This window comes from Curtobacterium sp. MCPF17_018, assembly GCF_003234135.1.
In the GTDB taxonomy this organism is placed as follows: domain Bacteria; phylum Actinomycetota; class Actinomycetes; order Actinomycetales; family Microbacteriaceae; genus Curtobacterium; species Curtobacterium flaccumfaciens.
The window spans coordinates 270,856-295,040 of sequence record NZ_QKSJ01000002.1 but is presented as its reverse complement, the minus strand read 5'-3'; the positions used below and the strand labels follow the sequence as shown (position 1 = coordinate 295,040).

The window sequence follows — 24,185 nt, the reverse complement described above, 5'->3', positions numbered from 1 at the left end:
TGCTGCCGCCCCCCGGGATGATGCTCAGCGCCCCATGCCGCGGTACGTGAAGCCCGCCGCGGTCCAGGCGTCGCGATCGAGGCAGTTGCGGCCGTCGATGACGACGGGCGACGCCACGAGCGCGGCAGCGGCGGTCGCGTCGAGCTCGCGGAACTCGGTCCACTCGGTGAGCACGAGCACCAGCTCCGCTCCCCCCAGCGCCTCGGCAGCGCTCTCGACGTAGTCGAGCTCGGGTCGCACGCGGCGCGCGGTGACGACGGCCTCGGGGTCGTACGCCGAGACGACGGCGCCGAGTTCGTGCAGGCGGGCCGCGATGTCGAGGGCCGGCGAGTCGCGGACGTCGTCGGAGTTCGGCTTGAAGGCCAGGCCGAGCACCGCGACGCGCTTGCCGCTGACGACCCCGCCGAGCAGCTCCTGCGCCAGCTCGACGACGTGGGCGCGACGGCGCAGGTTCGTGGCGTCGACGTCGGCCAGGAACGCCAGGGACTCCCCGACGCCCAGTTCGTTCGCCCGCGCCTGGAACGCACGGATGTCCTTGGGCAGGCAGCCGCCACCGAAGCCGAGGCCGGCGTTCAGGAACTTCCGGCCGATGCGGGCGTCGTGGCCGATCGCGTCGGCGAGCGCCGTGACGTCGGCACCGGCGACCTCGGCGATCTCGGCCATCGAGTTGATGAACGAGATCTTCGTGGCGAGGAAGGCGTTGGCGCTGATCTTCACGAGCTCGGCGGTGGGCAGGTTGACGACGAGTCGGGGCGTGCCGGTGGACAGTGCCTCGGCGTAGACCTCGTCGAGGGCGGCGACGGCCTGTTCGCCGGCCTCGCCGTCGGGCACGCCGTAGACGAAGCGGTCCGGCGCGATGGTGTCCTGCACGGCGAAGCCCTCACGCAGGAACTCGGGGTTCCAGACGAGGGTGGCACCGGGGACGGCCTCGCTGACCTCGGCGGCCAGGCGTGCGGCGGTGCCGACGGGCACGGTCGACTTGCCGACGACGAACTCGCCGGCGGACAGGTGCGGGGTGAGCGCGGCGACGGCGGCGTCCACGTAGGTCAGGTCTGCGGCACCGGTCGGACCCTGCGGGGTGCCGACGGCGAGGAAGTGCACGCGGGCGCCGGCGACCTCGGCCATGTCGGTGGTGAAGCGGATCCGACCGGACTCGAGGGCCTCGGTCAGGATCTCGGGCAGGCCCGGCTCGAAGAAGGGGGCCTCGCCCGCGGCGAGCCGCTGGATCTTGGTGGGGTCGACGTCCACGGCGACGACCTCGTGTCCGAGTTTGGCCATGGAGGCGGCGTGCACGGCACCGAGGTAGCCGCAGCCGATCACAGAGATACGCACGTCGAAGACGGTACCGGTTTCTCGCCGAACTCTCATCACGGCGCCCGCTGCGACGCCCACGGCGACGCTCGCGGCGGCCGGGGTCAGGCCCGCACGTCACCCCACGGCGGACGTTCCGGACCGCCGACGATCTCGTCCCAGTCCGGCTCACGGTGCCGTCGCCTGGCCTCGTACGCCTCCACCAGGTCGTGCAGGACAGCGACGACGAGGTCGGCGTGCGGCACGTCGGCGAGGACCACCGCCGGGTCGTCCCCGGGGAACACGAGCACGTCGCCGGAGCGGAACAGCCCCTGCAGCCCGCGGCGCCGCACGGTGACGTCGTAGCCGCGGGAGTGCAGGAGCTCCCGTCGGGTCCGGGTGCCGAGTCCGTTGACCACGACCAGGCGACGGGTGGTGACGACGTACCGCTCCGACATCCAGCGGAACAGCGGGACGGCACCGCCGAACACGACGAGCACCACGACGACGAGCGCGACGACGGCGTTCAGCCACGCCAACTGCGCCTGGAACACGCCGAAGCCGAACCCCCCGGCCGCGGTGACGAGCACGACGAACACCGCCGGGCGCACCAGCCGACGAGCGTGCGGTCGCAGGCGCGCGACGACACGTTCGGGCGGGGGCTCGGCGGTCATGCCGTCATGCATACCGCAGGTGGGTGACGTCTCCCACCGCGACGCCCCTGGTGACGCCCGCCTGGTCCCGGATCGTGATGCGACCGGCGTCGTCGATGCCGGTCGCGTCGGCCTCCTCGACCGTCCCGTCCGGCAGCTCGAGGCGGATGCGGCGACCGATCGTGCCGCACGCCGCACGGACGTGGGACCGGACCGTCTCGGCGGCGGGACCACCCGTGACCAGGCCGGCCACCGCCTCCAGGACGGACCGCAGGAAGGCGGACAGGACCGCGTCGGCCAGGGCGGGTGCGTCGTCGACCGCGCCGGCGAGCAGGAGCGAGGTGGACGTCGGGGTGGGCAGCCGATCCGCCGGGATCGTCAGGTTCACGCCGGCCCCGACCACGACGCTGCCGTCGGCGGCGACCTGGCAGAGGATCCCGCACACCTTGTCCCCGGCGACCTGCACGTCGTTCGGCCACTTGACGACGACGTCCGCGCCGGCGGGGAGCACCGACGCGATCGCGTCGCGCATCGCCGCGCCGGCGACCAGCGGCAGCCAGCCGCGGTCGTGGTCGTCCAGGTCCGCACGGACGAGCACGCTCGCGGCGAGCGTCTCACCGGCCGGAGCGGCCCAGGTGCGGTCGAGCCGACCCCGCCCCGCGGTCTGGTGCAGGGTCGCGACGACGCTCCCGTGCCGCTGCTCCGGGGCGCCGGCGAGCAGGTCCGCGTTCGTGGACCCGGTCTCCGCGGGGGTGGTCATCGTCGCACCCGCCGACCGGACAGCCTCGCTGGTGGCGGGGAACGACGGCGACGGGGATGTGGACATGCACGCAAATGTACGGGCAGGAACCGTGGGGGTCCTCCAACCGGCAGCGTCCCACCCGCCGGTAGGGTGAGCGGGTGACTTCAGGAGACACCCCCGATCTGTCGACGACGGCCGGCCGGCTGGCCGACCTCCGCGACCGGTACCACGAGGCCGTGACCGCCGCGGGCGAATCCGCCATCGCCAAGCAGCACGCGAAGGGCAAGGGCACCGCGCGCGAACGCATCGAGCAGCTGCTCGACGAGAACTCCTTCGTGGAGCTCGACGAGTTCGTGCGCCACCGCACCACCTCGTTCGGCATGGACGCCAAGCGCCCCTACGGTGACGCGGTCGTCACCGGCGTCGGCACGATCCACGGCCGCAACGTCGCGGTCTACGCGCAGGACTTCACGGTCTTCGGCGGGTCCCTCGGCGAGGTCGCCGGCGAGAAGATCATCAAGGTCATGCAGCACGGGCTGAAGACGGGCGTGCCGATCATCGGCATCCTCGACTCCGGCGGCGCCCGCATCCAGGAAGGCGTGGTCGCGCTCGGCAAGTACGGCGAGATCTTCCGCCTGAACACCCAGGCCTCCGGCGTCATCCCGCAGCTCTCCATCGTGATGGGCCCGGCGGCGGGCGGCGCGGTGTACTCCCCCGCCCTCACCGACTTCGTCATCATGGTCGACAAGACCAGCCACATGTTCGTCACCGGTCCGGACGTCATCAAGACCGTCACGGGCGAGGACGTCGGCTTCGAGGAGCTCGGCGGCGCCCAGACGCACAACGCGGTCTCCGGCGTGGCCCACTACCTGGCCGAGGACGAGACCGACGCGCTCGACTACGCGCGCTCGCTCATCGGGTTCCTGCCGGACAACAACCTGTCCGACCCGCCGGCCTACGACGTCGCCCCGGAGCTCGAGACCACCGACGCCGACCACGAGCTCGACCTCGTGATCCCGGACTCGACGAACCAGCCGTACGACGTCACCACGATCATCGAGCACATCGTCGACGACGGTGAGTTCCTCGAGGTGCAGCCGCTCTTCGCCCCGAACATCCTGATCGGCTTCGGCCGGGTCGAGGGCCGCACGGTCGGCATCATCGCGAACCAGCCGCAGGCGATGGCCGGCACGCTGAACATCGACGCCGGCGAGAAGGCCGCCCGCTTCGTGCGGTTCTGCGACGCGTTCGGCATCCCGATCCTGACCCTGGTGGACGTGCCCGGTTACCTGCCCGGCACCGACCAGGAGTGGACCGGCGTCATCCGCCGCGGCGCGAAGCTGCTGTACGCCTACGCCGAGGCCACCGTCCCGCTCGTCACCGTCATCACCCGCAAGGCCTACGGCGGCGCGTACATCGTGATGGGCTCCAAGCAGCTCGGTGCCGACATCAACCTGGCGTGGCCGACCGCCGAGATCGCCGTCATGGGTGGTCAGGGCGCCGTCAACATCCTGTACCGCGCCGAGATCAAGCGCGCCGAGGAGTCCGGCGAGGACGTCGCCGCGGTCCGCACGAAGCTCGCGAACGAGTACACGTACAACGTCGCGTCGCCCTACCTGGCAGCAGAGCGCGGTGAGCTCGACGGCATCATCCAGCCGCACGCCACCCGGGTCTCGGTCATCAAGGCCCTCCGGTCGCTGCGGGGCAAGCGCGCCACGCTGCCGCCGAAGAAGCACGGGAACATCCCCCTCTGATGGGGCGCCACGCAGCAGCCGTGCCCTCGGACGAGCCCGCCTCGGTGGCGGACGTCCGGGTGGTCTCCGGCGACCCCACACCCGAGGAGCTCGCCGCCGTCGTGGCCGTCCTGCAGCGCCAGGCCGACGAGGCCGCTGCCGCCGGACGCGCAGCCGTGGTCGTCGAGCCCCGCACGGGGTGGGACGCCGCCGCCCGCGGACTGCGCCGCCCGCTCGACCACGGACCGGGCGCCTGGGGCCGATCGCTCCGCTGATGTACCCCTGGCGCGCACGCGACCGGAACGGTTGCAGGGCGCACTTCCCGGTCGGTATCCCCTCACTCGGGGGACACGATCAGCGGATACGGACCGGAACTGCCGGAATTGTCCCCCATAATGACGACTGACATGCAGCTCGTGCGTGGGCATAGTAGTTGGTGTTCGGTGTCCTTCAACGAAAGACATCGCAGGACGGTGGCCGACTAGGGTACGAAGCCACCGCCCGCTGCGAGGCAGGGCGACATTCGGGTTGTCGCTCAGCCTCGGGTCGTGAACGGGCCGGTCGGTATCCGACCGGCCCGTTCCCCGTTTCCGGGGCGTGTTGCGGCTGTGGGCGGGTGTCGGAGCGGCTGCCGGGGCCGACGCGGAACGACACCGTCGACGTCGGACGACAACGACATGGTCGTGTCCGTGCCCGCGCCGGCCCGGCGCGACCACGTGACGGCCGGGAGGCCCGTGGCGGGGCCGCCACGGGCCTCCCGGCTGTCCCCCGATCGCGTCCCCCGCCGCCCGCACGCCCGGCGCACCACGTTCGTCCGCAGCGCGGTCCGCACCACGTTCGCGACGATCCACCTGTCGATCACGTGGTGCATCGTCGCGACACGCGCGCGCGCGCCGCCGCGCGCCGCCGCGTGCCGCGCGCGTGCCGCGCGCTACGCCGGCTCGTGCCGCGGGATCTCCAGCCAGAGGGCGACGGAGTCGTCCTCGTCACCGTCGTCGTCGTCCAGCCCCGCTCCGAGCGCCGCGGACTCACTGGCCGCGCCGTCGAGGCGGAGTCCGACGACGGTCACCGCGGAGTCGGATCCCTCGCCGACCGTCCGGACGATGACGTTGTCGGCGTCACGGGCCTGCCGGAGCGCCTCGGCGACGCGGGCGTGGATGCGGCGGATGTCCGGGGCGTCCAGGTCGTCGAGCCCGCCGTCGTCGTGCAGCTGGACGGTCGCGCCGCGGCGACGCAGGCGCATCACCTCGTCGCGGACGTCGTCGGACAACAGGGAGCGGCCGCGGATCTCGTCGCGGATGGCCTGCTCGAGGTGCAGGCACTCGGCACGGTCGGCGTCGTCGAGGTCGCCGCAGGAGTCGATGATGCGCTGCAGCATCGGCAGGGCCATCCGGGTGGTCTGGCTCAGCCGGAACTGCCGCTCGAACACGTGGGCGTCCTGCGCGGCCTGCCAGTCGGCGGTCTCCTGCTCGGCGACGACGAGCTCACGGGTGTTCCGGGTGGCGCGGCTCATCGCGGCGGCGAAGACCGTGGCGATCGCGACCCAGGCGACGCTGCCGACCACGCCGAGCCCACCGAGCGAGCCGAGACCGGCCCAGGCGACGGTGTACACGGTCAGGAACAGCACGCCAGCCCATGCGAAGGGTCCGCGGCCCCGCACGACGAGCACCACCATGAGCGTGCCGATGGCCGCGATCCACCACGTGGCGGAGCCCGGACCGCGTCCCTCGACGAGGACGGGGGCGGCGATCACCGGCATCACGATCGCGGTGGCGAGCGAGAAGCAGGCGGTCCAGACCGGCAGGACCCTGCCGGGGACGAACAGCGCGAGGCCGGTGGCCGCGGCGTACAGGACCATGCAGGCGATGATCGGGGCGACCTGGTCGACGCGCGGGAGCGTGGCCGCGGCGAGGACCAGGTGGTAGACGGAGAACAGCGACGCCAGGCCGAGGGCGATGCTCGCCGGCAGGGAGACCTTCATGCGGTCGTCCTGTCAGCCGGCGACCACGTCAGCACGATGCGGGTGCCCTCGCCCGGTGCGGTGTGCACCTCGGCGCGTCCGTCGACGGTCGCGACCCGCTCCACGATGGAGCGACGGACACCGAGCCGTTCGGCGGGGATGGCCGCGACGTCGAACCCGCGGCCGTCGTCACCGACCTCGACGAGCACTCCCTGGCCCTGCTGCTCGATGCGGACCCAGCGCGTGACGTCGCCGTCGCCGGCGTGCTGCACGCTGTTCACCGCGGCCTGCAGCGCTGCCGAGGCCAGCGCATCGGCGACCGACGCGGGCAGGCGGACCGACCCGGTCGGCGTCGGGACGAGGCGGACCGGGGCGGGCAACGCACCCACCCCCTCGCGGATGCGTGCCCGGAGTTCCCCGAGGGCGACCGGCGCGACGTCACCGGGACCGTCGGTGGCCGCGGCCTCGAGGTGGTCGATCGCGTTCCGGGCCATCCGCGCGGCGAGGGTCTTGGCCTCGAGCGTGTCGGCGCGGGCGGCGGAGAGCAGCGTCGTGAGCACGCTGTCGTGCACGATGGCGTCCACCTGGACCCGCTCGACCTCGGTCGCGTGTTCCCGGATGGCGAGCGAGTACCGCCGCACCGCCGTGGACTGCGCCGTGTCGACCGCCGTGGCCGCACGCCGCAGCACCACCGCGATGACGAGCACCGCGCCGCTGAGGAGCGCCGTGTACACGCCGTCGAGCAGGACGGCGAGGACCCCGACGTCGCCGCCGAGCGGGCTGAGCCGGATGACGACGTACACCGCCGGCACGAGCGCGGTGTAGACCGTCGCGCGCCACGTGGCGAAGCCCATCGCCGCCGCGGTGCAGCCGACCGTGCAGAACCACCACGGCCACGGCTGCTGCGACGAGGGGATGGGCTCCTGCACGGTCGCCGTCCACGTCACGAGCACGACGAGGAACAGCAGCGCGCAGACGATCTGCGCCGGCTGCGCCACCCGCTGCACGAAGGCCGAGACCCCGATGAACACGAACGACGCCGCGAGGGCGAGCATCAGCGTCGGACCCCAGAACGGGTCGAGGTACGGCAGCTGCTCCAGGACCGCGGGCGCGTCGACGATGCCGAGGCCGATCGCCGCCATCGCGAGGAGGATCGCGAACGCACGCTCGACCGACGCCTGCGTGATCGAGGCGCGGACGCTGCGCGCCGGATCGGCGCCGAACGGCGCCGGTTCGACGACCGTCCGCGCCGACTCAGCCGCGGTCGCCATCCGTGTCAGCGACCGTCGCCGTCGGGGTCGATGCCCGAGTCGAGCCCGGGGAGGATCCCGTCCTCGACGGCTCGACGCAGCAGGTCGACCTTCGTCGGGGCCGGGCGACCGACCTCGACGTACTTCACACGGATCCGGTCGAGGTACTCACGGGCCGTCGAGTAGCCGATGCCGAGCTGCTGGGCGGCGAGCTTGAGCGGGAGGCCCGAGGCGTAGAGGTGCAGGATCTCGCGCTCGCGGCGGCCGAGCTGCGCCTTCGCGAAGTCGCGGTCGGCGTCGATGGCGCTCGCCCACTCGAGGTTGTTGAGCACGTCACCGCGTGCGACGGTGGCGACCGCGGCCATCACGGTCTTGGTGGCCGAGGACTTCGGGATGACGCCGGCAGCCCCTGCTGCGAGCGCCTCACGCACGTTGGCGACACGGTCCGCGATGGAGTGCACGAGCACCGCCGATCCCGTCCCCTGCACGCCCTTGACGTTCTCGGTCACGGTCGAGCCGTCACCGAGGGACAGGTCGAGGACGACGACGTCGACCTCTCGCCCGTCGAGGTTCTGGACGTACTCGGGGACGCTGGCGGCGGTGAGCACCACCTCGAACCCCTCGTTCTGGCACGCTGCCTGGATCCCGAGTCGGACGGACTCGTGGTCGTCGACGATCGCGACCCGGACCGGCCTGGTGGCCGCCCCTGACGTCTCGGTGCTGGTGGGTGTCGTTCCTGCTGCCACAGTGGCCTCTCGTTCCGATGCGCGACGCCGGCCCCTGAAACCGGAGTGCCATCAACGACCCAGGATACCCAGCCCGGACTCAGGTGCGGGGCTTCTGGGCTGCGCCACGCTGGCCGGTCCGCCGATTGGTGGACACCCCGACACGCGGGGACCCTTGGTCGCGCGACCACCGGACCTCAGCGCGCGGGGACCAGGCGTGCGACGGCTTCCAGGTGGTGGGTGTGCGGGAACAGGTCGAAGGCCCGCAGTGCTTCGAGCCGGTAGCCGAGGTCGGCGAACGTCGCGACGTCGCGGGCCAGCGCCACCGGGTCGCACGCCACGTAGACGACCTGCTCCGGCTGGAGCGCGGCGATCTGCACGACGACGTCACGACCGGCACCGGCGCGGGGCGGGTCGAGCACGATCGTCCCGGCACGGAAGCGGTCCTTCTCGGCACGCGAGGCGTTCGCCACCGTGTTCGCCAGCCAGCGGTCCACGCGGCCGGTCTCGGCGCGGGCGCCGAGCCACTCGGACAGGTTCTCCTGCGCGTGCTCGGTGGCACGGGCGGCGCTCTCGACACTCGTGATGCGCGCCTTCGGGCCGACCAGGTCGCCGAGCGCGGCGGCGAGCAGGCCGACACCGCCGTACAGGTCCAGGTGGGTGCCCTCGGGGTCGAGGCGGTCGCGGTCGACCAGGTCCTGCACGGCCTCGGTGAGCACGGTCGCCGCGGCGCGGTGCACCTGCCAGAACCCGTTGTCGTCGACCTGGAACGTGCGCTCCCCCACGACCTCGGTCACCACGGTGGGCTTCTGGTCGTCGATGACGAGCCGCGCTCCCTCGGAGCCACTCGGTGCGAGGACGTCGATGACCGACGAGCCCGGCAGCGCCCCACGGCCGAGCGGGGCGCTCTGCTGCACGACGGCGGTCGCGAGCGGCAGGCCGGTCACCGGGATGACGGAGTGGGAGCGGGCCGCGAACGGGCCGGCGGTGCCCTGCTCGTCGACGTGCAGCCGGACGCGGGTGCGCCAGCCGAGGCCGTTCGCCGCGTCGTCGCCGGGCGCGGCCTCGACGACGACGTCGTGGCCGAGCACCTCGGCGAGGTCCATCCGTGCGAACCGCGCGAACGAGTCGACGAGGACGTCGTGCTTGAGCGTGCGCTGGTGCGCCAGGGCGATGTGACCGAACTCGGCACCACCCGGGCGCGTCTCGGGGTCACGCTCGAGCGCGGCCTCGGGCCAGACGTGGTCGACGCGGTGCTCGCTCGGCGTGATGACGCTGACCGTGTCGGCGCGCCAGAACGACTTCTTGCGGTCCTCGGTCACCCGGGCGACGACGCGCTCCCCGGGGATCGCGTCCGAGACGAAGACCACCCGTCCTTCGTGCCGTGCCACCGAGATGCCGCCGTGGGCGATCCCGGTGACGTCGAGTTCGAGCAGCGTGCCGACGGATTCACCCATGGTGAGATGGTCCCATGCGTCTGTACCTCGCGAGTACATCCCCCGCCCGCCGAGCACTCCTCGCCCAGTCCGGGATCGAACCCGTGCTCGTGTCCCCCGGGGTCGACGAGGACGCCGTCGGCGCCGCCGCCGCGGCATCGCTCGGCCGTGCCCTGACCGGGCCGGAGCTCGTCTCGCTCCTCGCCGTCGCGAAGGCGTCCGCAGTCGCCGACTCCGCGGTCACCGGGTCGCCGGTCGACGGGGTGGTGTTCGGCGGGGACTCGGCCTTCGAGGTCGACGGGCAGCTGTACGGCAAGCCGCACGACCCCGCGGTCGCCCGGGAGCGCTGGCGGCAGATGCTCGCCGCCGGCGGCGGGACGCTGTGGAGCGGACACTGCGTGATCGATCGACGACGCGACGACCGGCGCCGGGCTCCGGACCCGGGCACGGGACGGCCTGGAGGCGCGGCACCGGCCCGCACCGTGCCTCCCGTCCGGTCCCTGGTCACGTCCGCCGCCGGCGTCCCGCTGCTGGGTGACGTCGCGCCCGGCGGATCGGCGCTGGCCGCCGCTGGCGACCGCGTGATCGCGGTCGACAGCGCGGTGCTGACCTTCGCCGACGACGTGTCCGTCGACGAGATCGACGCGTACGTCGCGACGGGCGAGCCGCTCGAGGTGGCCGGCGCCTTCACCATCGACGGTCGGGCCGCGGCGTACATCACGCGGATCGACGGAGCACCGTCCGCCGTGATCGGGATGTCGCTGCCGGTGCTGCGATCGATGCTCCTCCGGGGCTTCGGCATCGCCTGGCACGACCTGTGGGCACTGTAGACATCCGCACCTGTTCCGGGTGGTTCTTTGTGGGTGCCAGTCAAAACGCACTCCCGCCGCACGAATACGCTGATGTGTCATGCCCCGTATCAGCAAGGTCCTCATCGCGAACCGCGGCGAGATCGCCGTCCGCATCATCCGCGCGGCCCGCGACGCGGGCAAGGCATCGGTCGCGGTCTACGCCGACCAGGACCGTGACGCCCTGCACGCCCGCCTCGCCGACGAGGCCTACGCGCTGAACGGCACCACGAGCGCCGACACGTACCTCGTCATCGACAAGATCATCTCGGTCGCCCGCCGCTCCGGCGCGGACGCCGTGCACCCGGGCTACGGGTTCCTCGCCGAGAACGCCGACTTCGCCCGCGCCGTCATCGATGCCGGGCTCATCTGGATCGGCCCGTCGCCTGCGTCGATCGAGCGCCTCGGCGACAAGGTCTCCGCGCGCCACGTCGCCGAGAAGGTGGGCGCACCGCTCGCCCCCGGCACCATCGAGCCCGTGCAGGACGTCTCCGAGGTCTTCGACTTCGTCGACCAGGTCGGTTTGCCCGTCGCGATCAAGGCGGCGTTCGGTGGCGGCGGTCGTGGTCTGAAGGTCGTCCGCGACCGTGCCTCGGTCGAGGAGCTCTTCGAGTCCGCCACGCGTGAGGCGATCGCCGCGTTCGGTCGCGGCGAGTGCTTCGTCGAGAAGTACCTGGACAAGCCGCGCCACGTCGAGACCCAGTGCCTGGCTGACGAGCACGGTAACGTCGTCGTGGTCTCCACCCGCGACTGCTCGCTGCAGCGACGCCACCAGAAGCTCGTCGAGGAAGCTCCGGCGCCCTACCTGACGCCCGAGCAGCAGACCGCACTGTACGAGTCGTCGAAGGCGATCCTGCGCGAGGTCGGCTACGTCGGTGCCGGCACCTGCGAGTTCCTCATCGGCGCCGACGGCACCGTGTCGTTCCTCGAGGTGAACACCCGCCTGCAGGTCGAGCACTGCGTCTCCGAAGAGGTCACCGGCATCGACCTGGTGCGCGAGCAGTTCCGCATCGCCGAGGGCGGCGTGCTCGACTACTCGGACCCCGCACCGCGGGGACACTCGTTCGAGTTCCGCATCAACGGCGAGGACCCGGGTCGCAACTTCTTCCCCGCGCCCGGCCCGGTGCACGCGTTCAACGCGCCGTCCGGCCCCGGCGTGCGTGTCGACTCGGGCGTCGTCTCCGGTGACGTGGTGTCCGGCTCGTTCGACTCGATGCTCGCGAAGCTGATCGTCACCGGCGCCACCCGTGCCGAGGCGCTGGAGCGTTCGCGTCGTGCACTCGCCGAGTTCGAGGTCACCGGCCTGCCGACCGTGCTCCCCTTCCACCGTGCCGTGGTGTCGGACCCGGCGTTCGCGACGGCCGACGACGAGCCGTTCAGCGTCTACACGCAGTGGATCGAGACCGACTTCGTCAACGAGATCCCGGCGTGGAGCGGCTCCCCCGAGGAGCTGCCGGCGCCGGCTGCGCGCGACTCGGTCGTGGTCGAGGTGCAGGGCAAGCGCATCGAGGTCACCATGCCGTCGATCGTCGGTGGCGGTGCTGTCGGCGGTGTCGCCGGTCGTCGTCCCACCGGCCCCTCCGCTCCCCCGAAGCGCCGTTCGTCGGCGGTCCGCGGGGGCCTGGCGAAGTCCGGGTCGTCGGTGGCGTCGCCGATGCAGGCCACCGTGGTGAAGCTCGCGGTCGCCGAGGGTGACACCGTGGTGAAGGGCGACCTGCTCGTCGTGCTCGAGGCCATGAAGATGGAGCAGCCCGTGCAGGCCCACAAGGACGGCGTCGTCACCGGCTTGAACGCCCCGGTCGGCCAGACGGTCTCCTCCGGTCACGTGCTGCTCGAGCTCGCGTAGCGCGGGCGCTCCTTCTCGCAAAACACCGGTGTTCGCCGGTTGAACACGCGCACACCGCGGTTCGACTCGTGAACACCGGTGTTTTGCTTCATCGAACACGATGCACTCCGGCTGCCTCGAGTGCCACGGGGCCGTTGCCGCCCGGCTCCACGTCCGGCCACGTCACGCGGACGACCCTGCGGACGTGGCGGTGCGCACGGAGCCGGTCCTCTCGGAGCTTCTCGTCGATGACGACGCGCTCAGGGGATCGACCAGCGCGCATCGTTCGGTCACGGTACTTGACCAGCCCGTCGAACTCCACGACGACGCCGGCGTCCTCGAACCAGAAGTCCACCCGGCCGATCAGGCCGGCCGCATCGCGGAACTCCTGCTGCAGCACCGGCGCCGGGAACCCCGCTTCCGCCCAACACAGCCGCGCCACTGACTCACCCGGTGAGTCAGCAGCCGCGTCTGCGAACTCGATCGCGCGTCGCGCGCGGGTGGACGCCCGCGGACGAGGCTCCCGACTGCGCAGTTCGGCGAGCAGCGCTACCTGCGCCACTCCTCGGGCCAGCACCGCGTCCAACACGACCACCGCAGTGCGGAACGACGCTCGGAGCGCGACGTCGACCCCGGTGACCACGAGAGTCGTGACGGGCAGTCCGCCGACGCTCGCACAAGCGATGGGGCGACCCGCCCCTCCGACCTTCTGGAGATGGGCGCGACGTTGACCGGTGGCTCGACGCGGATCGGTGGCGACGACGTGCTCCGGGAACTCCCCGAGCCACGGGAGTCCGAGCATCGCCACAGCCGACTCGTGGGAGATCACGAGGGCGGGGTGGATGTTCGGCGCGACCGCTTCGACCCGTGCACGATGGCGCTCCGCTGCACTCGCTGCTTCGAACGCGTCTCGGTCGACGTACCGGCCGGCCGTCAGGCGGATGAGGGTCCCGCGGCGAGCGGCATCCGCGAGCCGTCGGTGCGCTCTCGGATCGGGATCGCCCGGAGCCGCGCCGAACACCGTGATGTGAGCCATGGCCCCACCGTCACGGCTCCCGCACGGCCCACACGACGGCGGTCCCCTCCTTGTTGGCGGCCCTCGCTCCCCCACCCCCCTGTGGAGGAACAGCAAAACACCGGTGTTCGCGCTCTGCACCGCGTTGTGCGGGTGTTCAGAGCGCGAACACCGGTGTTTTGCGGACCGACGCCCTACGACACCAGGGGGCGCACCGAGTCGGCGAGGGCGTCGACCAGGCGCTGAGCCTCGGCGGGGGTGTCCGCGACGGTGTCGATGTAGACCTTCACCTTGGGCTCGGTCCCGCTCGGGCGGACGATCACCCGGGCGTCGCCGGACAGGTCGTAGCGCAGGATGTCCGAGGGCGGGAAGCCCGCCACCCCGTCGGAGTAGTCCGTCACCGTGTGCACGTCGAGCCCACCCAGCGTCGTCGGCGGCGTGGACCGGAGCGACGCCATGATCTCGCCGATGCGCGCCAGGTCGTCGACGCGGGTCGCGACCTGCCCCGAGGCGAACGCCCCGAACTCGGCGGCGAAGGCCTCGAGGTGGTCGGCGATGGTCGAGCCCGACGCGGCGAGCTCGTCGGCGAGGGACAGCAGCTCCAGCGCAGCCGAGATGCCGTCCTTGTCGCGGACGACCGACGGGTCGACCAGGTAGCCCAGGGCCTCTTCGTACCCGAACAGCAGCTCGGGCACCCGCGACACCCACTTGAAGCCGGTCAGGGTGTCGCGGTACCCCAGCCCGTGGCGTGCAGCCACCCGAGCCAACGCCGGCGACGAGACGATCGAGGCGGCGAGGGTGCCGGTCGCGCCGGACTCCGACGCCCGTGCGGCGGCCCGCCACCCGAGCAGCCAGCCGACCTCGTTGCCCGACAGCCGACGGAAGGAACCGGATCCGTCCGGGATCGCGAGGGCGAGCCGGTCGGCGTCGGGGTCGTTCGCGATCACCAGGTCGGCGCTCACGGCGAGACCGCGGGCGATCGCCAGGTCCATCGCACCCGGCTCCTCGGGGTTCGGGAACGACACCGTCGGGAACGCACCGTCCGGCTCGATCTGCTCCGGCACGACGGCCGGCTCGGCGAACCCGGCGGCGGCGAACACCGCGCGAGCGGTCTCCCACCCGACGCCGTGCATCGCCGTGTAGACGACCTTCGGCTGCTCATCGAGACCAAGTGCCGGAGCGGGCACGATCGCGGCCGTGGCGGCCACGTAGGCATCGAGCAGGCCCGCCGACGCCACGGTGTAGTCCGTGTCGCGCGGCAGCTCCGTCACCGACCCGGCGGCGACGGCGTCGATGGCGTCCGCGATCTCGCCGTCGACGGGCGGCACGATCTGCGAGCCGTCGTCGTCCTGACCGAGGTAGACCTTGTACCCGTTGTCCCGCGGCGGGTTGTGGCTCGCGGTGACCATGACGCCGGCACCGACGTCGAGGTGCCGGACGGCGAACGCGAGCACCGGTGTCGGCAGGGCCGAGGGCAGCAGGGTGACCTCGAGCCCGAGGCCGCGCATGACCTCGGCCGAATCGCGTGCGAAGACGTCCGAGTTCACCCGCCCGTCGTACCCGATCACGACGCTGCGCGAGCGACCGGTGTCGATGAGGAACCGTGCGAGCCCCGCAGCAGCCTGGGTCACGACGACCCGGTTCATGCGCAGCGGGCCCCAGCCGAGCTCCGCGCGGAGTCCGGCGGTGCCGAACTGCAGCCGGCCGTCGAACCGCTCGGCGAGCGCCCGGACAGCGGGACCGTCACCGTCGGCCGCCGCGTCGATCGCCGCGGCCAGCTCGTCGCGGGTCTCCGGGTCGGGGTCCTGCGCCAGCCACGCCCGCGCGGTGCCGAGCACCTGGTCGAGGTCGAGCTTCACGATGCCGGCTGCCCGAGTGCGGCGACCACGCGTGCGAGCAGGTCGGCGATCACCGGCTCGGCCTGCTTGCCGGCCTCGAGCACCTCGGTGTGCGACAACGGGGTCTTCTGGATGCCCGCGGCGAGGTTCGTGATGAGCGAGAACCCGAGGACCTCCATGCCGGCCTGACGGGCGGCGATGGCTTCGAGCGCGGTGGACATGCCGACGATGTGCCCGCCGATGGTCTTCGCCATCTGGACCTCGGCCGGGGTCTCGTAGTGCGGGCCGCGGAACTGCGTGTAGACGCCCTCGTCGAGGGACGGGTCGACGGACTTCGCGACCGAGCGCAGCCGCGCCGAGTACAGGTCGGTGAGGTCGATGAACGTCGCGCCCTCGAGCGGGCTGTCCGCGGTCAGGTTGATGTGGTCGCTGATGAGCACCGGGGTGCCCGGGGTCCAGTGCTCCTTGATGCCGCCGGCACCGTTGGTCAGCACCATGATCGAGGCACCGGTCGCCGCCGCCGTGCGGACGCTGTGCACGACCCGACGGACCCCGTGGCCCTCGTAGTAGTGGGTGCGGGCACCGATGACGAGCGCGTGGCGGCCGTCGGCGAGGCGGATCGACCGGATCGTGCCGGAGTGTCCGGGGACGGCCGAGGCGCTGAACCCGGGGACCTGCTCGGCCGGTATCTCGGACACGGTCTCACCGATGATGTCGGCGGCCTTGCCCCAGCCCGAGCCGAGGGTCAGGGCGATGTCGTGCCGCTCGATGCCGGACTGTTCGGCGATGGCGGCTGCGGCGTCCCGCGCGACCTCGAACGGGTCGGCAGCGGGGTCGTTCAGCGGGTTCTCGGTGCTCATGCCCCAACTCTAAAGGGCGGACTGAGCGCTCAGTGCTCGCCGAGCGCCCGGTCCACCGCCGCCGTGATCTCGCCCTGGTCGAAGTGGTTCGCGATGACGATGACCTCGGCGTAGGTGTCGCCGATCGCCTCGACGAACTCCTGACTCGTCAGGATCACGTTGGCGTCGTCCGAGACGTCCCGCACGGAGGCGACGTCCGCCGCGACGACGGACGCCGAGAGCCCGAGGGCGTCGAGCGCCTTCTCGGCGTTCACCTTCAGGATGCCGCTCGACCCGATGCCGGCGCCGCAGATGGTCACGATCTTCACGCGGAGACCCCCATGATCGAGCGGACCTCGTCCGCCGTGGTCGCCGCCGCGATCCGCCCGGTCACGGTGGCGTCGTTGAACAGGTTCGCGATCTCGCCGATCGACTCCAGGTGGGTGCCGACCTCGGCCACCGCGAGCCCGAGCACCACACGGACGGGGTCGTTGTGCGGGTGTCCGAACGCCACCGGCGACGCGAGCGTCACGATCGCGAGTCCGTCCCGCACGACGGCACCACCCGGCCGGGCGTGCGCGAACGCGAGCCCCGGCGAGATGACGATGTACGGCCCGTGCTCCTCGACCATGCCGATCATGGCGTCGGTGTACTCGTCGGTCGTGGCGCCCGAGGCGACGAGCGCACCGCCGACCAGGCGCATCGCGTCACGCCACGCGGGCGCGTCCACACCGAGGAGGACGGCGGTGTCCGGCAGCGGTGGCAGTCCCATGCGTCAGGCCTCCTGGTACCCGGCCGTGATGGTGGCGATGATCTCCTCGCGGTCCTCGAGCGGCAGGAACGACCCGAGCGCGGCGTTGATCTGGAACGCGGCCAGGTCGTCGAGGTCGTACCCGAACGTGCCCGCGAGCAACGCGAGTTCCTTCGACAGCGAGGTCCCGCTCATCAGGCGGTTGTCGGTGTTCACCGTGACGCGGAAGCCGAGCTGGTAGAGCACGTCGAACGGGTGGTCGGCGAGGTCGTCGCCCCACGCGGCGATCGCCCCGGTCTGCAGGTTGGACGACGGCGAGACCTCGAGCGGGATCTCGCGGTCACGGACCCACGAGGCGACCTCGCCCAGCGAGGCCAGCGTCGAGCCGTCCCCGGCGTCGGACAGGGCGACGTCCTCGAAGATGCGGACGCCGTGCCCGAGGCGGAGCGCCCGACCGTCGACGAGGGCGGACCTGATGGAGGCGAGCCCGTCGGCCTCCCCCGCGTGCACGGTGACGGGGAACAGTTCGGACGCCAGGTAGTCGAAGGCGGCGCGGTGGTTCGAGGCGGGGAACCCGGCCTCGGCACCGGCGATGTCGAAGCCGACGACCCCGGCGTCACGGTGGCGGACGGCGAGCTCGGCGATCTCGAGCGACCGGTCGGCGTGCCGCATCGCGGTGACGAGCTGGCCGACGCGGATGCGCCCACCGGCGGCGTCGACGGCTTCCTCGATGCCGGCCTGCACGGCCTCCACCGTCTGGTCGAGGGTCAGCCCACCCTGCAGGTGCTGCTCCGGCGCCCAGCGGACCTCGCCGTAGACGACGCAGTCGGCGACCAGGTCCTCGACGAACTCGCGGGCGATCCGGGTGAGCTGCGGTGCGGTCTGCATCACCGACGTGGTGACGTCGAACGTCTTCAGGTACTCGACCAGGGAGCCGGAGTTCGACTGGTCGGCGAACCACTGCCCGAGCTCGGCCGGGTCGGTGGTGGGGAGCGACACACCCGCCGAGGCTGCGAGCTCGATGATGGTCGCGGGACGCAGACCGCCGTCGAGGTGGTCGTGCAGCGAGACCTTCGGCAGGTCGTTGATGACCGCCCCGGCGTCGGGCAGGCGGTAGGTCGGGGCGTCGGCGCTCATGCCCCCAGGCTATCGGTGGTCACCGCCGCCGCGCAGGCACCTGTGCACAACCCACAGCGGAAGACACTGGAGGCTCCCCACAGGTGTGCAGGGAGCCTCCGGTCGGTCGCGCGGCCGGGTTCAGGACCCGATGCGCTCGCGCACGATCGGCCCACGTGCCGCAGTGGCAGAGTCCGCCGGGCCGATGGTCCACGCACCCTCGAGCGACTCCAGCGCGCGCGGGATCCGCGACGCGTCGTCGGAGTGCAGCGTCCAGAGCGGCTGCCCCTCGGTCACGGTGTCCCCCGGCTTGGCGTGGAGCTCGATGCCCGCACCTGCCTGCACCGGGTCCTGCGCGCGGGCACGACCGGCCCCGAGCCGCCAGGCCGAGACGCCGAACGGCAGCGCGTCCTGCTGCGTGAGGACCCCCGACGTCGGAGCGGTGACGACGTGCTGTTCGCGGGCCACGGGCAACGCGGCGGACGGGTCCCCACCCTGCGCCTCGATCATCCGACGCCAGGTGTCCATGGCGCGGCCGTCCGCGAGCGCCGCTGCGGGGTCGGCGTCGGGCAGTCCGGCCAGCGTGAGCATCTCGGTCGCGAGCGCCACGGTCAGCTCGACGACGTCGGCGGGGCCTCCGCCGGCGAGCACCTCGACCGACTCCCGCACCTCGAGGGCGTTGCCGATCGTCAGCCCGAGCGGGACCTCCATGTCGGTCAGCAGGGCCGAGGTCGCGACCCCGGCGTCGTTGCCGAGGTCGACCATGGTCTGTGCGAGCTCACGGGACGCCTCGTACGTCGGCATGAACGCGCCGGACCCGAACTTGACGTCGAGCACGAGCGCACCGGTGCCCTCGGCGATCTTCTTCGACATGATGCTCGACGCGATGAGCGGGATGCACTCGACCGTGCCGGTGATGTCGCGGAGCGCGTAGAGCTTCTTGTCCGCGGGGGCCAGGCCGGACCCAGCGGCGCAGATGACCGCGCCGACGTCCTGCAGCACCTGCATCATGCGGTCGTTCGTGATGGACGCCTGCCACCCGGGGATCGACTCGAGCTTGTCGAGCGTGCCGCCGGTGTGGCCGAGTCCGCGGCCGGACAGCTGCGGCACCGCCACGCCGAACGACGCCACCAGGGGTGCCAGCGGCAGGGTGATCTTGTCGCCGACCCCGCCGGTGGAGTGCTTGTCGACCGTCGTCTTGCCGAGCGACGAGAACGACATCCGCTCCCCCGACGCGATCATCGCGAGCGTGAGGTCCTTGATCTCGCGCCGCTCCATCCCGTTCAGGAAGATCGCCATCGCCATCGCGGCCATCTGCGGGTCCTCGACGTACCCGCGGGTGTACGCGTCGACGAGCCAGTCGACCTCGGCGGTGCTCAGGGCCCCGCCGGAGCGCTTCGTGCGGATGAGGTCGACGGTGTCGAACGGCTCGACGGCCATGTCAGTGCTCCTGCTGGTAGGTGGCGAGGGTCCGGGGCCCGAAGGCGTCCGGCAGGACCTCGTCGATGGTGCGGACACCGGAGAGCGTCTCGAGGAGCATGCCCTCGGTCGAGTGCTCGAACAGCAGCTGACGGCAGCGGCCGCACGGCATCAGGGTCGCCCCGTCGCCGTCAACGCACGTGAACGCGACGAGCTTGCCGCCACCGGTCATGTGCAGCTGCGACACGAGGGAGCACTCCGCGCAGAGCGTCACTCCGTAGCTCGCGTTCTCGATGTTGCAGCCGGAGACGATCCGGCCGTCGTCGGTGAGCGCCGCGGCGCCCACCGGGAACGACGAGTACGGCGCGTAGGCGCGCCGCATCGCGGCCGTGGCGGCGTCCCGCAGGGCGCCCCAGTCCACGTCGTCGGCCGGGAGGCCCGTGGCGGCGTCCGTCGGGTCGGTGGCGGTGACCGCCTGGTCACCTGGTTGCTGCGTGTCGGTCATGTGTCGTGCCTCCAGGCCGTCAGCTCTTGATGTAGGGCTTGCCGGACGCGGCGGGGCCGCGCGACTGCCCGACCAGGCCGGCCACGGCGAAGATCGTCACCACGTACGGCAGCATCAGCAGGAACTCGCTGGGCACGGGTGAGTCGATCGCTCCGAGCGTGTTCTGCAGGTTCGACGCGAAGCCGAACAGCAGCGCCGCGAGCGTCGCCTTGATCGGGTCCCACCGGCCGAAGATGACGGCGGCCAGGGCGATGTAGCCGGCGCCCGCGGTCATGTCCTTCGTGAACGGCCCGACCGCGTCGAGGGTGAAGTACGCCCCACCGAGACCGGCGATCGCACCGGCGAGGGAGACGTTCCAGAACCGGGTGCTCGTGACGTTGATGCCCACCGTGTCGGCGGCCTGCGGGTGCTCGCCGACCGCGCGGAGCCGCAGGCCCCAGCGGGTCTTGAACAGACCGAAGGTGACGACGGCCACGGCGATGTAGGCCAGGTAGACGACGACCGTCTGCTCGAAGAACACCGGACCGATGACCGGGATCTGGTGCAGCAGCGGGATCTCGACCTTCGGGAACCGGATGCCGATGTTCAGGGTCTCCTCGTTCGGGGAGAGCACCTGCGAGTACAGGAAGCCGGTCAGGCCGGAGATGAACGCGTTGATCACGACACCGACGATGACCTGGTCGACCAGGTACTTGATGCTGAACGCCGCGAGGACGAACGACACGAGCATGCCGGCGACGAGCGCGGCGACGAGGCCGACCCAGGGCGACCCGGTGATCGACGCGACCATCGCGGAGCTGAACGCACCGGCGAGGAACTGCCCCTCGATCGCGATGTTCACCACGCCGACCCGCTCGGAGATGACGCCGCCGAGGGCACCGAACACGAGCGGGACGCTCAGGCTCAGCGCGCCGAGCAGCAGGCCGGGGATCGGCAGGGACGAACCGGCAGCGGCCCAGGTCAGGAACCCGATGACGAAGACGACCGCGAACACCGACGTGACCCACAGCGGGACCCGGCGGAGCGCCCGCGTCTCGATGAACGCGTACACGGTCAGGATCGCGAGCAGGACGATGACGACGATGCCCGTCCCGAGCGCGGGCAGCGGGACGTTCGGCAGCGCGAAGAAGTCACCGGCGTTCGCGAGGCGGAACGTGGTGGTGCCGGAACGCGGCAGCAGGCCGAACAGCACGATCGCGATGAGCGTGAACACGCCGTACCCGATCGGGAGCTTCCAGCTCCTGGTGGACTCGACCGGACGGTCCGCGAGCGGCGACGCGGGGGCCGCGGTGGGGCTGATGGTGCTCATGCGGCGACCGCCTTCTTGCTGGTCTTGCTCGTCTTCGTGCGCTTGCGTGCACCCGGCTGCGGGATCCGGAAGATCGCGCGGACGAGCGGCGGCGCCGCGATGAAGAGGACGATGAGGGCCTGGATGACCCCGACGATGTCGATCGGGATGCCGTTGGCGGCCTGCATGGCGTAGCCACCGTTCTTCAGCACGCCGAACAGGATGGCCGCCCAGAAGACGCCCCACGGCTTGGAGCGGCCGAGCAGGGCCACGGTGATGGCGTCGAAGCCGATGCCGGCGTCGATGCCCGAGGTGAAGCCCGACGTGACGGCGCCCTGCACCTGGTAGGCGCCGGCGATGCCGACCAGGGCACCGGAGATCAGCATCACCCAGATGGTCAGCGACGGGACGCTCATGCCGGCCACGCGGGCGGCACGGGGGTTCTCACCGATCGTGCGGAACCGGAAGCCGAGCGATGACTTGTTGACGAGCCACCAGACGACGACGACCGCGATGATCGCGACGACGAACCCGAGGTCCACGCCGTACCGCACGCCGAAGAGCTGCGGCAGGAGCGCGCTCTCCTTCGTGGCGGGCGAGATCGGGTTGCTGCTGCCGGGGGCCTGCAGCAGGCCCGGGGTGCGGAGCAGGTAGCTCACCAGGTAGAGCGCGACGTAGTTGAGCATGATCGTGACGACCACCTCGTTCGCACCCGTCCGGGCCTTGAGCACCCCGACGATGCCACCCCAGACCGCGCCGCCGACGATGCCGGCGATGATCGTGAGCGGGATGTGGATCGCGGCCGGCCCGTCGAACGAGAACCCGACCCACCCGGCGGCAGCGGCGCCCATCAGGATCTGGCCCTGGCCGCCGATGTTGAACAGCCCGGCGCGGAACGACAGCGCGATCCCGAGCCCGGCGGCGATGAGCGGCACCGAGTAGTCGACGGAGCGCGTGAGCGGCCCGATCGCCTGCTGGAAGGACTCCGCGCCGAAGTTGAACACCGAGCCCTGGAACAGCGAGGCGTACGCGCCGCCGACCGCGGTGCCGACCGCCTGGAGCATGTCCGTCGGGCGGGCGAAGAAGTACCCGGCGGTGGCACGGACGTTCTCGTCCGTCACCGCGATGAGGATGCCGCAGGCGACCAGCGCGAGGACGACGGCGAGCACCGTGACGAGCACGGACCCGTTCAGGATCCCCTGCAGGGCGGCCTGCCAGCGGTCACCACCGGCTCCGTTGCGGCGTTCGGTGTCCTCTGCCGAGTCCGTCATCAGGTGCGGGGTCGACTCGACCTCCTGCAGACGGTCGTCGGTGAGCGGGGCGTCCGCGGTGCCGTGCGCAGCCGGCACCGGCTGCTGCGTGTTGTCTGGCGGTGGGGTGGTCACGCTGCCAGCTCCGTTCCTTCGGGGATCTCCCCGGCCATCATGAGGCCGAGGACGTCGCGGGGGGTGGTCGCGGGGACGATGCCGACGATGCCGCCGCGGTACATCACGGCGATGCGGTCGGCCAGGGCGACGACCTCGTCGAGCTCGGTGGAGACGACGATGACCGGCACACCGGTGTCGCGGGTGGCGACGATGCGCTTGTGGACGAACTCGATCGAGCCGACGTCGATGCCGCGGGTGGGCTGCGCGGCGACGAACAGCCGGAGTTCACGGCTCAGTTCGCGCGCCAGGACGATCTTCTGCTGGTTCCCGCCGGACAGCCGACCGGCCGCGGTGGTGCGACCGGGCGTGCGGATGTCGAACTCGGCGATCTTCTCGTCGGCGAAGGCGTCGCGTTCCGCCGACCGGATCGTACCGGCGCGGACGAACTCGGCGTGGTCGGCCCGGTCGAGCATCAGGTTCTCGGCGATGGTGAACTCGCCGACCAGGCCGTCCTCCTTGCGGTCCTCGGGGACGAAGCCGACGCCCGCGTCGAGCACCTGCTTGACGCTCCGGCCGGTGAGTTCCTTGCCGTCCAGGGTGATCCGGCCGGCGTGGGCGGGCTCGAGGCCCATGATCGCCTCGGTGAGCTCGGTCTGCCCGTTGCCCTGCACCCCGGCGATCGCCAGGACCTCGCCGCGACGCACCGTGAAGGAGACGTCGTCGACGAGCACGATGCCGGACGGGTCGGTGACGGTGAGGTGCTCGACGAGCAGGGCGTCGTCGCCGCCGGTCGAGGGTTCCTTGTCGACCACGAGCGAGACGGCACGGCCGACCATCAGGGCGGCCAGCTCGTTGTTCGTGGCGGTCGGCGAAGCCTCGCCGACGACCTTGCCGAGACGGATGACCGTGATGCGGTCGGCGACCTCGCGCACCTCGCGGAGCTTGTGGGTGATGAAGACGATCGCGGTGCCGGCTTCGCGGAGCTGGCGCATGATGCCCATCAGCTCGTCGGTCTCCTGCGGGGTGAGGACGGCCGTCGGCTCGTCGAACACCAGCACTGAGGCGTCGCGGGACAGCGCCTTGATGATCTCGACGCGCTGCTGCACGCCGACGGGCAGGTCCTCGACCTTGGCGTCGGGATCGACGTCGAACCCGAAGCGGTCGGAGATCTCCTGCACGCGCTTGCGGGCACCGGCCAGGTCGAGCCGCCCGCCGAAGGTGGTCTGCTCCTGCCCCAGCATGACGTTCTCGGCGACGGTGAACACGGGCACGAGCATGAAGTGCTGGTGCACCATGCCGATGCCGGCGCGCATGGCGTCACCGGGGCCGTCGAAGTCCTGCACCACATCGTCGAGCAGGATCTCGCCCTCGTCGGCGTCGTACAGGCCGTACAGGACGTTCATCAGGGTGGACTTGCCGGCGCCGTTCTCACCCAGGAGGCAGTGGACCTCACCCGGCTCGACGGTGAGCGAGATGTGGTCGTTGGCGACCAGGGCGCCGAACCGCTTGGTGATGCCGCGGAGTTCGAGCTTCATGTTCGGGAGTCTATTTCTGTCTCGCGCGCGCCACGCGGGCGCACGGTGTC

Annotated in this window: 22 protein-coding genes; 4 read left to right on the top strand and 18 right to left on the bottom strand. The window is 71.7% G+C overall.

The window, feature by feature from the left end; all coding sequences use genetic code 11:
• Positions 1 to 24: 24 nt before the first annotated feature.
• The 3 genes from DEJ27_RS04020 to DEJ27_RS04010 all read right to left on the bottom strand — a co-directional run bounded on the left by DEJ27_RS04020 (position 25) and on the right by DEJ27_RS04010 (position 2,769).
• Positions 25 to 1,332, bottom strand: coding sequence for a UDP-glucose/GDP-mannose dehydrogenase family protein (locus DEJ27_RS04020; RefSeq protein WP_110861261.1), 1,308 nt, complete (start codon positions 1,330 to 1,332; stop codon positions 25 to 27).
• 83 nt (positions 1,333 to 1,415) lie between these two features.
• Complete coding sequence (locus DEJ27_RS04015) at positions 1,416 to 1,964, bottom strand: PH domain-containing protein (RefSeq protein ID WP_181420097.1); 549 nt, start codon at positions 1,962 to 1,964, stop codon at positions 1,416 to 1,418.
• A gap of 4 nt (positions 1,965 to 1,968) precedes the next feature.
• Entirely contained in the window at positions 1,969 to 2,769 is an 801-nt protein-coding gene (locus DEJ27_RS04010) for a biotin--[acetyl-CoA-carboxylase] ligase (RefSeq protein WP_220035368.1), read from the bottom strand.
• A gap of 74 nt (positions 2,770 to 2,843) precedes the next feature.
• Here DEJ27_RS04010 and DEJ27_RS04005 point away from each other — a divergent pair, with 74 nt between their 5' ends.
• Together DEJ27_RS04005 and DEJ27_RS04000 are read left to right on the top strand one after the other, a co-directional pair.
• Positions 2,844 to 4,439, top strand: coding sequence for an acyl-CoA carboxylase subunit beta (locus DEJ27_RS04005; protein ID WP_111090375.1), 1,596 nt, complete (start codon positions 2,844 to 2,846; stop codon positions 4,437 to 4,439).
• A complete protein-coding gene (locus DEJ27_RS04000) occupies positions 4,439 to 4,693 on the top strand; it encodes an acyl-CoA carboxylase subunit epsilon (RefSeq protein WP_051596908.1) in 255 nt (84 codons plus the stop codon). The genes DEJ27_RS04005 and DEJ27_RS04000 overlap by 1 nt, the downstream gene beginning before the upstream one ends.
• A gap of 656 nt (positions 4,694 to 5,349) precedes the next feature.
• On the opposite strand, the gene DEJ27_RS03995 is transcribed toward DEJ27_RS04000, so the two are convergent.
• From DEJ27_RS03995 to DEJ27_RS03980, 4 genes are all read right to left on the bottom strand, one after another.
• Entirely contained in the window at positions 5,350 to 6,399 is a 1,050-nt protein-coding gene (locus DEJ27_RS03995) for a hypothetical protein (RefSeq protein WP_110861267.1), read from the bottom strand.
• Positions 6,396 to 7,649 carry a sensor histidine kinase gene (locus tag DEJ27_RS03990; RefSeq protein ID WP_110861269.1) on the bottom strand — a complete coding sequence of 418 codons (1,254 nt, stop codon included), beginning with the start codon at positions 7,647 to 7,649 and terminating at the stop codon, positions 6,396 to 6,398. The genes DEJ27_RS03995 and DEJ27_RS03990 overlap by 4 nt, the downstream gene beginning before the upstream one ends.
• Positions 7,650 to 7,654: 5 nt before the next feature.
• Entirely contained in the window at positions 7,655 to 8,374 is a 720-nt protein-coding gene (locus DEJ27_RS03985) for a response regulator transcription factor (RefSeq protein WP_110861271.1), read from the bottom strand.
• Between the two features lie 176 nt (positions 8,375 to 8,550).
• A complete protein-coding gene (locus tag DEJ27_RS03980) occupies positions 8,551 to 9,810 on the bottom strand; it encodes a class I SAM-dependent RNA methyltransferase (RefSeq protein ID WP_111090374.1) in 1,260 nt (419 codons plus the stop codon).
• Positions 9,811 to 9,824: 14 nt separating this feature from the next.
• Between DEJ27_RS03980 and DEJ27_RS03975 the strand changes: the two genes are divergently transcribed.
• Together DEJ27_RS03975 and DEJ27_RS03970 are read left to right on the top strand one after the other, a co-directional pair.
• Positions 9,825 to 10,619, top strand: a complete 795-nt coding sequence (locus DEJ27_RS03975; protein ID WP_111090373.1) for a nucleoside triphosphate pyrophosphatase — start codon at positions 9,825 to 9,827, stop codon at positions 10,617 to 10,619.
• A 79-nt stretch (positions 10,620 to 10,698) separates the two neighbouring features.
• Positions 10,699 to 12,483 (top strand): biotin carboxylase N-terminal domain-containing protein, encoded by a 1,785-nt coding sequence (locus DEJ27_RS03970; protein ID WP_111090372.1) that lies wholly within the window; start codon positions 10,699 to 10,701, stop codon positions 12,481 to 12,483.
• Between the two features lie 88 nt (positions 12,484 to 12,571).
• On the opposite strand, the gene DEJ27_RS03965 is transcribed toward DEJ27_RS03970, so the two are convergent.
• From DEJ27_RS03965 to DEJ27_RS03915, 11 genes are all read right to left on the bottom strand, one after another.
• Positions 12,572 to 13,618, bottom strand: a complete 1,047-nt coding sequence (locus DEJ27_RS03965; protein ID WP_146244646.1) for a hypothetical protein — start codon at positions 13,616 to 13,618, stop codon at positions 12,572 to 12,574.
• Between the two features lie 53 nt (positions 13,619 to 13,671).
• Positions 13,672 to 15,336 (bottom strand): phospho-sugar mutase, encoded by a 1,665-nt coding sequence (locus DEJ27_RS03960; RefSeq protein WP_111090370.1) that lies wholly within the window; start codon positions 15,334 to 15,336, stop codon positions 13,672 to 13,674.
• Positions 15,333 to 16,175 (bottom strand): purine-nucleoside phosphorylase, encoded by an 843-nt coding sequence (locus DEJ27_RS03955; protein ID WP_111090369.1) that lies wholly within the window; start codon positions 16,173 to 16,175, stop codon positions 15,333 to 15,335. The genes DEJ27_RS03960 and DEJ27_RS03955 overlap by 4 nt, the downstream gene beginning before the upstream one ends.
• Before the next feature lie 29 nt (positions 16,176 to 16,204).
• Positions 16,205 to 16,483 (bottom strand): PTS sugar transporter subunit IIB, encoded by a 279-nt coding sequence (locus DEJ27_RS03950; protein WP_027466460.1) that lies wholly within the window; start codon positions 16,481 to 16,483, stop codon positions 16,205 to 16,207.
• Positions 16,480 to 16,926, bottom strand: a complete 447-nt coding sequence (locus tag DEJ27_RS03945; protein ID WP_110861286.1) for a PTS sugar transporter subunit IIA — start codon at positions 16,924 to 16,926, stop codon at positions 16,480 to 16,482. The genes DEJ27_RS03950 and DEJ27_RS03945 overlap by 4 nt, the downstream gene beginning before the upstream one ends.
• Positions 16,927 to 16,929: 3 nt before the next feature.
• Positions 16,930 to 18,042: an adenosine deaminase gene (locus DEJ27_RS03940; RefSeq protein WP_111090368.1), complete on the bottom strand. Its 1,113-nt coding sequence runs from the start codon at positions 18,040 to 18,042 to the stop codon at positions 16,930 to 16,932.
• 120 nt (positions 18,043 to 18,162) lie between these two features.
• The gene (locus DEJ27_RS03935) at positions 18,163 to 19,461 is read right to left on the bottom strand and encodes a thymidine phosphorylase (RefSeq protein WP_110861291.1); all 1,299 of its coding nucleotides are present in this window, start codon (positions 19,459 to 19,461) and stop codon (positions 18,163 to 18,165) included.
• Position 19,462: 1 nt separating this feature from the next.
• Positions 19,463 to 19,945 carry a cytidine deaminase gene (locus tag DEJ27_RS03930; RefSeq protein WP_110861294.1) on the bottom strand — a complete coding sequence of 161 codons (483 nt, stop codon included), beginning with the start codon at positions 19,943 to 19,945 and terminating at the stop codon, positions 19,463 to 19,465.
• A 19-nt stretch (positions 19,946 to 19,964) separates the two neighbouring features.
• Complete coding sequence (locus DEJ27_RS03925) at positions 19,965 to 21,254, bottom strand: ABC transporter permease (RefSeq protein WP_110861296.1); 1,290 nt, start codon at positions 21,252 to 21,254, stop codon at positions 19,965 to 19,967.
• Positions 21,251 to 22,618: an ABC transporter permease gene (locus tag DEJ27_RS03920; protein WP_181430086.1), complete on the bottom strand. Its 1,368-nt coding sequence runs from the start codon at positions 22,616 to 22,618 to the stop codon at positions 21,251 to 21,253. The genes DEJ27_RS03925 and DEJ27_RS03920 overlap by 4 nt, the downstream gene beginning before the upstream one ends.
• The gene (locus tag DEJ27_RS03915; RefSeq protein WP_110861298.1) at positions 22,615 to 24,135 is read right to left on the bottom strand and encodes an ABC transporter ATP-binding protein; all 1,521 of its coding nucleotides are present in this window, start codon (positions 24,133 to 24,135) and stop codon (positions 22,615 to 22,617) included. The genes DEJ27_RS03920 and DEJ27_RS03915 overlap by 4 nt, the downstream gene beginning before the upstream one ends.
• Positions 24,136 to 24,185 lie beyond the last annotated feature (50 nt).

Coding starts and splice junctions, on each gene's coding strand:
- DEJ27_RS04015 (WP_181420097.1), bottom strand. CDS start 1,964: ATGACCGCCGAGCCCCCGCCCGAACGTGTCGTCGCGCGCCTGCGACCG.
- DEJ27_RS04010 (WP_220035368.1), bottom strand. CDS start 2,769: ATGTCCACATCCCCGTCGCCGTCGTTCCCCGCCACCAGCGAGGCTGTC.
- DEJ27_RS04000 (WP_051596908.1), top strand. CDS start 4,439: ATGGGGCGCCACGCAGCAGCCGTGCCCTCGGACGAGCCCGCCTCGGTG.
- DEJ27_RS03995 (WP_110861267.1), bottom strand. CDS start 6,399: ATGAAGGTCTCCCTGCCGGCGAGCATCGCCCTCGGCCTGGCGTCGCTG.
- DEJ27_RS03990 (WP_110861269.1), bottom strand. CDS start 7,649: ATGGCGACCGCGGCTGAGTCGGCGCGGACGGTCGTCGAACCGGCGCCG.
- DEJ27_RS03980 (WP_111090374.1), bottom strand. CDS start 9,810: ATGGGTGAATCCGTCGGCACGCTGCTCGAACTCGACGTCACCGGGATC.
- DEJ27_RS03975 (WP_111090373.1), top strand. CDS start 9,825: ATGCGTCTGTACCTCGCGAGTACATCCCCCGCCCGCCGAGCACTCCTC.
- DEJ27_RS03970 (WP_111090372.1), top strand. CDS start 10,699: ATGCCCCGTATCAGCAAGGTCCTCATCGCGAACCGCGGCGAGATCGCC.
- DEJ27_RS03955 (WP_111090369.1), bottom strand. CDS start 16,175: ATGAGCACCGAGAACCCGCTGAACGACCCCGCTGCCGACCCGTTCGAG.
- DEJ27_RS03945 (WP_110861286.1), bottom strand. CDS start 16,926: ATGGGACTGCCACCGCTGCCGGACACCGCCGTCCTCCTCGGTGTGGAC.
- DEJ27_RS03940 (WP_111090368.1), bottom strand. CDS start 18,042: ATGAGCGCCGACGCCCCGACCTACCGCCTGCCCGACGCCGGGGCGGTC.
- DEJ27_RS03935 (WP_110861291.1), bottom strand. CDS start 19,461: ATGGCCGTCGAGCCGTTCGACACCGTCGACCTCATCCGCACGAAGCGC.
- DEJ27_RS03930 (WP_110861294.1), bottom strand. CDS start 19,945: ATGACCGACACGCAGCAACCAGGTGACCAGGCGGTCACCGCCACCGAC.
- DEJ27_RS03925 (WP_110861296.1), bottom strand. CDS start 21,254: ATGAGCACCATCAGCCCCACCGCGGCCCCCGCGTCGCCGCTCGCGGAC.
- DEJ27_RS03915 (WP_110861298.1), bottom strand. CDS start 24,135: ATGAAGCTCGAACTCCGCGGCATCACCAAGCGGTTCGGCGCCCTGGTC.